The organism is Achromobacter sp. JD-1, assembly GCF_038594925.1.
Taxonomy (GTDB): Bacteria; Pseudomonadota; Gammaproteobacteria; order Burkholderiales; family Burkholderiaceae_B; genus Achromobacter; species Achromobacter spanius_C.
Genome location: NZ_JBCGCS010000046.1, coordinates 1 through 7,190 on the forward strand (window position 1 = coordinate 1; position 7,190 = coordinate 7,190).

Genomic DNA, 7,190 nt, shown 5'->3' on the forward strand with positions numbered 1-7,190 from the left:
ACATGGTGTCCACCTAAAAGTGGTGGACACTATCGAGGACAACGCACGCGCTCAATATGTGTTCGCCAGGCGCTTACAGATAGTCGTCCCACGGCGTGTTTGCGACGTCGAGCCGATTGTGTATGTTCGCGATAGTCCACTGCGCGCCGCCGGTCACCTTGGGTAGCTCGTCCCAGGCTAGTGGAACGGAGACACCCAGCCCAGGCCTCGCGCGAGCAGACCAGGCCGACGCGGTTGTCGCTCCAAAGCCGTTGCGCAGGTAATCCACGAAGATCTTTCCCACTCGGTTCTTTGGGCCACTTTTCGCGACGAAAATCTGCGGCAGTGTGCGGGCCAGATGCCGTACAACCGTCTCGGAAAACCCCTTGACGGTGTCCCAGTCGTATTGCCTACGCACCGGGATCACCACGTGCAGCCCTTTACCGCCGCTCGTCTTGAGCCATCCGGCCAAGCCGATGCCGTCCAGCAGCACTCGCACCAGCTGGGCACCTTGTTGGACCGCTTGCCAGGTGACGCCTTCACCAGGATCCAGATCTAGGATCAACCGATCCGGCTTGCCTATGGCGCTCTTGACGGCATTCCAGGTGTGAAACTCGACCACGTTCATCTGCGCGGCCGACATGATTGCTTCTGGCGTCGGGACCTCGAGCAGCGCCGGATGGCCTGGATGTAGTTTTTCCGGCAGTGCCGTCACGCCTGGTATTGCGGCATCAAGGTGCTTCTGAAAGAACAGTTGCCCTTGTATGCCGCTCGGTGCACGCACAAAGGACACAGGGCGGTCTTTCAGGTGTGCCAGCAGCAACGGGGCGACTAGGCCGTAGTACCGCGCCAGATCAAGTTTCGTCAGGCCGGTTGAGGGATCGATCACCCGGTCCGGATTGGACAGCTTTCCAGGCTTTGGCCTATTGCCTGCTCCACGCGGCTTGAGCTCATCGGTGGCCTCTTCAGCCGTGGCATGAGCCTCTACCGCGCCAGCCGGAAGGGGCACCTCTCGCGTAATGAATTGGGGTGCCTTGTCGGTGCGAAGGCCGCGAAACGTTGCATGCCGTACGTGGCCACCTTCCGTCCATTCCCCAAACGATACCTCGCATACCAGCGTAGGCTTTACCCAGCGAACGTCTCGGGCGGACTTGGGCTTTCCGACTGTGAGCGGACTAGTCTTTTGGACCAAGGCCATCAGTTTTTTATGCAGTTCGGCCAGGCCGCGGTCGTCAAACCCCGTGCCCACGCTGCCTGCATATCGAATGCCTCTGGGTTCCTCATGGACTCCGAGCAGCAGAGCGCCGAATCCGACGCGGCCGCCCTTTGGCGCGGTATACCCAACGATGAGGAACTCTTGCCGTTGAGTACACTTGATCTTGACCCAGTCGTCGGTGCGCCTGGAGACGTATGGCGCGGACTGCCGCTTGCCCATGATTCCCTCGAGACCCATGCGGCAAGCAGACGCGATCAGATCTGATGGGGACGCATTGAACGCCTCGCTGAAACGGATCCGATGGTCCTTGCTGGCTGCGATGAGCTGCGCGAGCAAATCTCGGCGCAATCGCAACGGCTCGCCACGGATGTCTCGCCCGGCGATGTACGGCAGATCGAACGCATAGAAGACGATGTCCTTTGTGCGCTTGCCGTCGAAGGCGTTCTGCAAGGCCTGGAAGCTGGGCACGCCATTGTCAGCAAGGACGACGATCTCACCATCGATCCATGCAGACTGCGCAGGCAGGCCGCGCAGGGCCTGAACCAAATGTGGGACCTTCGCTGACCAGTCGTGACCGTTCCGCGTGAATAGCTTGACGTTCGAACCTTCGATCCTGACCAACATCCTATATCCGTCGAACTTCACCTCGTACAGCCAGTCGTCCCCTCGCCGTGGGATCCCGTCGACAAGCGTGGCCAGCTGTGGCTTGAGCGACCCTGGCATTTCAGCCTCCTGCCCGGGTAGCGTCGACGGCTCGGCGGGTGGATCGTTCCTCGGGGATTTCTTGGCGGTGCGCTTCTTTTTCTTACGAAGGGGCACAACACTGTCCGGCAGCTCGTCGACGACGCTAAATTCCTGGCTGCTACGCGCGAAGGAATCCCTGTCCTTTATGAGCAGCCACGGGGGCTGCTTTTCGGTTTCCTTGCCGTGCAGACGCACCAGCGCCCAGCGCCCCTGCATCTTGGACCCCTCTAGGTCGAACTTCAGATGTCCTGACTTGTATCCCCGGCGAGGGTCCCCAACGGGCGTCCAAACGCCTTCGTCCCAGATGATCACCTTGCCGGCGCCGTATTCCCCCTTCGGGATATCGCCTTCGAACTGGTTGTAGGCAATAGGGTGGTCTTCGACCTGGACCGCCATTCTCTTCACGGTCGGGTCATACGACGGGCCTTTTGGCACAGCCCAGCTTTTCATCGCGCCGTCGAGTTCGAGGCGTAAGTCGTAATGAAGCCGACTGGCCCAGTGCTTTTGGATGACAAAAGCTCGCGCGGCCTCGTTAGCTAGACCGCCCTCTGCCGGTTCCGAGGTCACCGCAAAGTTGCGCTTTTCGCGGTATTTTTTCAGGGAATCCGACATTTCGCGTCACTCAAGAAAATCGGGCCGACACGCGTGTGCCGGCCCGATTTCTACTTGCCCAGATGCGTGCGCACGGCGCTCACCGACACTCCAACGGCTTGAACCGCTGCGCGCAGTTGCGGTTCGGTCACGCCAAGCTCTTTGGTCCAGTAGCGAAGCTCGTGAGGCTCATTAACATTGATGCGGGACCGGTCCTGCGGCCCACGATTGTTGAGATCATCGGACATGTTGGCTCCTTTCGAACAGGAAACCCCGTGCAGCAACTCTCGTTCCCAATCTGGCCTCGCGCTGTTTAGCCGCTAAACACAAGGGACGCTTTTCCTGGCCAGGTCAACGTGCAGACCCAGAGGACGCTGAGACCGCCGCCCTGCCATCCTACGTTGAGCCGTGTTGGGAAACGTCGGCACCACCGAAACAACGCTGAGGCTCGGCTGGAGGAAGAGGGTGCGGCGCCGGCGTAATTTGGAAAGTGATCGCTCTGGTTTTGATGTTCCACGGCGCGTCTTCATAGACTTGTCGCGTGGCTTTGAGTCCGCGCTGGCGTGCCAGATAAACATGAATAAGGCCGGTGCCGCCCACGCCCATTGGCTTAGGATCTCCCAATGTCACTCGGGCAGCGAGGTCACACTTAGACAGCGCCTTCCTCAACTTTCGGTCCAGCCGCCCTGCTGTTGTGTCGTTCACCAGCAGTGGAGACGTAAACCTCAGTTCGACTGCCCCGGCTGCCTTGGCCATACGAACAACATTCTCTAATTCCCGGAACACCCCCCTCCACAGTGCCGTGGGATGCTTCGCCTTGAGGAGGTTCAGATGCACAGACCAAATTCCACGTCCCTGGTTGCTCACCATGAGGATCCGGCCGTGATGGTTGTGCAACAGACGACCGAGAGTGACGGCACTTAGAGGTACCGCCAGCGCCACCCACGCGTTCAAACCTTGGTCGAGTATGACTGTGAAGGCCAGCGAAGCGGAAATGACTCCGACCGCCACCAGCATCCCCTGCCACGGTCGAACCCTCGACCGGGCAACCATCACAAAGGCGCAAAGGACAAAGGGAGTTCCCGACAACGGACGCAAGATCCATTGCCACGGGACCGCTATTCCGTAGTGAAGCATCGCGCCCAGGGTCGCTGTGATCCAGTAACCCGCGCAGCGGAGCAAAGGCAGGAGAGGAGTAGGCACATGATGGCGAGGAAATTGAATATCACATGATATGTCCAAACGAAACGTTGATGCTCGACGGGCGGCTAACTTGTTTAGCGGCTAAACGCAGATGGAGATAGCAGAAGCGCCCCATCTGGGGCGCTTTTTGCGGCCGGTTATTTGGCCAGAAATCAGCTGTCCGGTCGCCTCTTGGCGACGGGGACTGCAAACGGATTGGCGGATCGATTGGCCCCGCGTTGCGCCGACTCTCTCTTCCAGCCTTCTTCCCAGGCATTCACTCGCTTGAGCCATTCGCCGGGAGATTGCCCTGTGTGACCTGGCATAGCGTCAGCCTTCAGATACGGGCAGTTCCAGAGGCTCAAACCCCTGCGGGCTGCCTCCGCGCCCTCCTTCTGGATGTCGTCGAGCATGGCTTTGCCCTCCAAAAGATGCGGGAGACCAGTATGCCGATGAAACGACGTTTGAATCAATGGTGCCCCTGTACGGGGCGGGGGGTTTATCGCGGCCCCATCCCCTTGCGAGGCTTGAAAGGCCCTTCGAGCAGTTCCCGAATCATCTGCTCCTGCTCGGCCACGCATGGTTCCGCCACCAAGGTTTCCCACCATTCGTCATAGACGGGTGCCAGCACGCCGGAAGGACGCTTGAATTCGACCGACAGCTGCTTCGTGCGCAGGACAAAGGACCGGTAGCGCTTGACCTCCAGCAGTAGGGCGAGGACGTCCGCATCATTTATCTTGCCATCCGGGCCGCGATGGCGGTTCTGAATGGCGCGCAGCTGTGCGAGCGGAAGGGGCGGGTTGAACGGCATGACCGGAACAATACTGTATGGGCATACAGTATAAACATGCCTAGAATTTGCGCCATATGCCCCCGATTTGGGAGCCGATGGGGGACAGAGCTATGGATGATTCCGAGTGGCGGCGCGCCGATGACTATTACTGGGCAGGTCCCCCTGGCTGGACCATCTGCCGGGTCTGGGTAGAAGGACGGTATCAGCATGAGCTTTGGCACACACGCGGAGAGGCGGGTAGGTTGATCGGGATGAGGGCGTCTTTTGAGGGTGCGCTGGCGCTATACGAACACCAAGCCAAGGCCTGACCGAACCCGCCTTCAGACCGGATCGATAGCATCCGGCAGTTGGTATTTAGAATTTCCAACTTCTTGCCGTACAGGGTGCCAGGTGAAGGCGTCCTCGGGCAGGCAGTCCTTCAACAGCGCACGCGCATCTGTCAATGGACAGGAAGGGGCAACCCATCGCCGAGCGACATCCGGCGGCAGCGCCACAGGCCGCCTGGCGTGGATGTCCACCATTCCACCCTTCGTGTCGTTGGTCACGATGGCAAAGCCATGTGCGGCATCCACCGGCGCGCCGGGCGACCAGGCCGTCAACGCGGCGAAGTAGAGCGGGCCATCACCGTGGATGTAGTGGGGCTGCTTCGTGCCGTCCGCAAGCACGGGCCACTCGTACCAGCCGTCTGCCGGCACCAGAATGCGGCCAGCTCCGATGAGAAAGCGCCAGGGCCATCCGTTCTTCAGGATGGTCTCCAGCTTCGCGTTGCTCATGAAGTGTTTGGAGTCGGGACGCTTGTATCCCCACGGCAGCCTGCCCATGGCCTCGGTGGCTTCAGCCAGGCGATGCAAAGTGAGCGGGCGCGTGCCCGGGGGTATGTTGAATCGCGGCCCCGTCGGGTCCGCGAAGATCTGGCTCTGGTTGGTAAAGATCCGCTCAACGTAGTCCAGCGGACCCGATTTCTGGACAATTCGACCGCACATCGCTGACCTCGTCGGAAGGAGCTGTCAGTTCAGTATAGGCCGCGCTCTTTTGGCTCCTGCCTCTAGTCCTCTCCCGGCCCTAGAGATTCCGCGATCCCTTCTTGCGCATCGAGCAGGAAGGCCCTGGATTCGGACGTCAGGATCATTGATGGCACGGCCAGTTCAACCAGGCAAGTGAGCAACTCAGTGAACCACCATTTCGCATCAACTCCAACCGGGGCGACATGGGTGTAGGTAAGGTAGCCGACCGCGCGTGTGACTATGTTGGGATCTCGACCACATTCGATCACGTCAACGACCTGCGTAGCTGCAATTCGCATGAATTCGCCCGCAAGCTTTGCCACGGCAATCTCGGGTGTTCCCTGTTCTGACCATAGGGCGCCTCTCGCCAAATTCCGGCAGGCGATCTGCAATGCAGCAAGGTCAACGTCTTTCAAAGGCCTTCCTTGCAGGGTTGGTGTGACAGGATCGAGAGTGGCCCGGTTCTGGCGGCTGACAGTACTTGTATTCCGCCCAGCAAATTCCGGCAAGTCATTGTTCAGGTCGAACAAATCGGCGTGCAGCAGTCATGTGCGGCATAGGCAGCGCACCCAAACGATTCCACGTCTGGCGCGCACGTGGCAGGCAGAGTAGCTTCCGTCTCTGGCTAGATTTGTCGGTGCGGCTCGCGCACAGCATCCTCGTAAGGGGAATCGCCCGCCACAACGCTGATCACGCCCCGGCTCTCATCCGCCGCACTTGCTGTTATAGGGACGCCATCCGATTCGGACAAGGCGAACGGTATGGTGCTGGGAACAGGACCAGCCTGGGTGTCAGGAGTGGGCGCATCTTGGCCCTGCGCGCGCCAGGCGCAAGGGGCTTTCGCGGCATATAGCCGCTCGCTGCGCTCACTTTATATTCCACGTCCCCTTGCCCCCGGCGCTTGTTCCGCAGGGCGCCAGTGCTCCCGTCCCGCCACCCTGGCTGGGGCCCTCTTCCAAGGAGCACTATATGACGCACGCCACCCTCGCTGATGCCCGCCTGGTTCCCGATCACGATCGTCTGGCCTTCTTGCCCAGACACTTCGGCATCCGCCTGATGCTGCGCGGGGAAATCTCCGTCTACAACTGGCTGGATCGCCTGTCGCAGGAGTACAGCGGCGGCTACTGGCACTACTACGAGATCCCGAACGGCTTCTACATGGCCCCGGCCGACTACGAGACGCTTCACATCGTGTGGCCGATGAACTGGTGCGACCTGACCATGTCGGCGGACGCCGCCGGCATCGTGGCAACGCTGTACGCCCTGTGCGAACTGTGCAGCCAATACCGCAGCGACGACCTTGCCGAGAAGTACCACGCTCTGCGCGACTTCGCCGGCGAGCACGCCGAGGCAAAAGCCATTCTTGCAGCGATCGATTGACGCCATCCGGGCCCGCTTCGGCGGGCCTTTCTTCTTCTGAGCGCCATCAGGCCATCGTGGCTCAGCCCCTGCTAAGTGGCGCTGCAGGGCAACGGCTGCGCTTTGAAGTTGCACCGTTGCAAGCCATACGGGGTGGCGGGTCTGCATTCCGGGTCAGTGTGCCACGGCGTTCTCGCGTTCAAGTGCGGCGCGGCGCCGGCTGCGCCGGCGCCACTTGCGGCCGCTGGCCGTCTTCGACACTTGAGTAACTGTGTTCGATGTCAAACCTAAAGAATGTTGTTACGGGCCGGCCCATCCGCAG

General features: G+C 60.4%; 8 protein-coding genes. 1 reads left to right on the forward strand and 7 read right to left on the reverse strand.

Annotation, left to right across the window (positions count from 1 at the left end; translation table 11 throughout):
- Window positions 1–73: 73 nt before the first annotated feature.
- The 7 genes from ligD to WBR68_RS30830 all read right to left on the reverse strand — a co-directional run bounded on the left by ligD (window position 74) and on the right by WBR68_RS30830 (window position 6,039).
- Window positions 74–2,551 (reverse strand): DNA ligase D, encoded by a 2,478-nt coding sequence (gene ligD, locus WBR68_RS30800; protein WP_230696188.1) that lies wholly within the window; start codon window positions 2,549–2,551, stop codon window positions 74–76.
- A gap of 50 nt (window positions 2,552–2,601) precedes the next feature.
- Window positions 2,602–2,778: a DUF3606 domain-containing protein gene (locus tag WBR68_RS30805; protein WP_230696189.1), complete on the reverse strand. Its 177-nt coding sequence runs from the start codon at window positions 2,776–2,778 to the stop codon at window positions 2,602–2,604.
- Between the two features lie 148 nt (window positions 2,779–2,926).
- The gene (locus tag WBR68_RS30810; protein ID WP_230696190.1) at window positions 2,927–3,628 is read right to left on the reverse strand and encodes a hypothetical protein; all 702 of its coding nucleotides are present in this window, start codon (window positions 3,626–3,628) and stop codon (window positions 2,927–2,929) included.
- Between the two features lie 257 nt (window positions 3,629–3,885).
- The gene (locus tag WBR68_RS30815) at window positions 3,886–4,125 is read right to left on the reverse strand and encodes a CrpP-related protein (protein WP_230696191.1); all 240 of its coding nucleotides are present in this window, start codon (window positions 4,123–4,125) and stop codon (window positions 3,886–3,888) included.
- A gap of 86 nt (window positions 4,126–4,211) precedes the next feature.
- The gene (locus WBR68_RS30820) at window positions 4,212–4,523 is read right to left on the reverse strand and encodes a hypothetical protein (RefSeq protein ID WP_230696192.1); all 312 of its coding nucleotides are present in this window, start codon (window positions 4,521–4,523) and stop codon (window positions 4,212–4,214) included.
- Window positions 4,524–4,825: 302 nt separating this feature from the next.
- On the reverse strand, window positions 4,826–5,488 hold the full coding sequence (locus tag WBR68_RS30825) for an SOS response-associated peptidase (protein WP_230696193.1): 663 nt from the start codon (window positions 5,486–5,488) through the stop codon (window positions 4,826–4,828).
- A 62-nt stretch (window positions 5,489–5,550) separates the two neighbouring features.
- The gene (locus WBR68_RS30830) at window positions 5,551–6,039 is read right to left on the reverse strand and encodes a hypothetical protein (RefSeq protein WP_230696194.1); all 489 of its coding nucleotides are present in this window, start codon (window positions 6,037–6,039) and stop codon (window positions 5,551–5,553) included.
- Between the two features lie 439 nt (window positions 6,040–6,478).
- Between WBR68_RS30830 and WBR68_RS30835 the strand changes: the two genes are divergently transcribed.
- Window positions 6,479–6,889 carry an antirestriction protein gene (locus tag WBR68_RS30835; protein WP_230696195.1) on the forward strand — a complete coding sequence of 137 codons (411 nt, stop codon included), beginning with the start codon at window positions 6,479–6,481 and terminating at the stop codon, window positions 6,887–6,889.
- Window positions 6,890–7,190 lie beyond the last annotated feature (301 nt).

Bases quoted from the DNA above. Each gene is read 5' to 3' on its own strand.
- WBR68_RS30820 (WP_230696192.1), bottom strand. From the start codon at position 4,523: ATGCCGTTCAACCCGCCCCTTCCGCTCGCACAGCTGCGCGCCATTCAG.
- ligD (WP_230696188.1), bottom strand. From the start codon at position 2,551: ATGTCGGATTCCCTGAAAAAATACCGCGAAAAGCGCAACTTTGCGGTG.
- WBR68_RS30805 (WP_230696189.1), bottom strand. From the start codon at position 2,778: ATGTCCGATGATCTCAACAATCGTGGGCCGCAGGACCGGTCCCGCATC.
- WBR68_RS30815 (WP_230696191.1), bottom strand. From the start codon at position 4,125: ATGCTCGACGACATCCAGAAGGAGGGCGCGGAGGCAGCCCGCAGGGGT.
- WBR68_RS30835 (WP_230696195.1), top strand. From the start codon at position 6,479: ATGACGCACGCCACCCTCGCTGATGCCCGCCTGGTTCCCGATCACGAT.
- WBR68_RS30825 (WP_230696193.1), bottom strand. From the start codon at position 5,488: ATGTGCGGTCGAATTGTCCAGAAATCGGGTCCGCTGGACTACGTTGAG.